This is a genomic window from Bacillus sp. JJ1127 (assembly GCF_036965845.1).
Lineage (GTDB): Bacteria > Bacillota > Bacilli > Bacillales > Bacillaceae_G > Bacillus_A.
Genome location: NZ_JBALQK010000014.1, coordinates 1 through 505, shown reverse-complemented (window position 1 = coordinate 505; position 505 = coordinate 1). Strand labels below are relative to the sequence as shown.

Annotated in this window: 3 protein-coding genes; all 3 read right to left on the bottom strand. The window is 33.5% G+C overall.

Going from position 1 to position 505, the window contains the following annotated elements:
- Nucleotides 1-80: 80 nt before the first annotated feature.
- Nucleotides 81-191 carry a DUF3948 family protein gene (locus tag V7183_RS02210; RefSeq protein WP_217993885.1) on the bottom strand — a complete coding sequence of 37 codons (111 nt, stop codon included), beginning with the start codon at nt 189-191 and terminating at the stop codon, nt 81-83.
- Nucleotides 192-244: 53 nt separating this feature from the next.
- Entirely contained in the window at nt 245-355 is a 111-nt protein-coding gene (locus tag V7183_RS02205) for a DUF3948 family protein (protein ID WP_097897786.1), read from the bottom strand.
- Between the two features lie 52 nt (nt 356-407).
- Nucleotides 408-505: DUF3948 family protein (locus V7183_RS02200; protein WP_335358573.1), on the bottom strand; the 98-nt coding region annotated here is incomplete at its 5' end.

Genomic DNA, 505 nt, shown 5'->3' with positions numbered 1-505 from the left:
CCATTTTTGTTACTTGTAATACTTGTTCCATACTCCTCATTCTCCTTTCGGTTTCTTATACATTTGATACAAAATTTCTATTATACTAAAACACTTGAAAGAAATACGATTAATGCTGTTAATACTGCTGCTCCACCTGCTGATCCTAGTAAATCCATTTTTGTTACTTGTAACACTTGCTCGTTGTTCATATCTTCCATTCTCCCTTCGTTTCTTTTTATTTCGCAATCTATTGTTCTACTTCTTATACTAAAACGTTAGCCAGAAATACAATTAATGCTGTTAATACTGCTGCCCCACTCGCTGATCCTAAAAAATCCATTTTTGTTACTTGTAATACTTCTTTGTTTTCCATATTGTTCGTTCTCCCTTCATTTTTTCTGATTTTGTAATATCCGTTTTACTTCCTATACTAAAGCATTAGCTAAAAATACGATTAATGCTGTTAACACCGCTGCCCCGCTCGCTGATCCTAATAAGTCCATCTTTGTTACTTGTAATACTT

Bases quoted from the DNA above. Each gene is read 5' to 3' on its own strand.
- V7183_RS02210 (WP_217993885.1), bottom strand. From the start codon at position 191: ATGAACAACGAGCAAGTGTTACAAGTAACAAAAATGGATTTACTAGGA.
- V7183_RS02205 (WP_097897786.1), bottom strand. From the start codon at position 355: ATGGAAAACAAAGAAGTATTACAAGTAACAAAAATGGATTTTTTAGGA.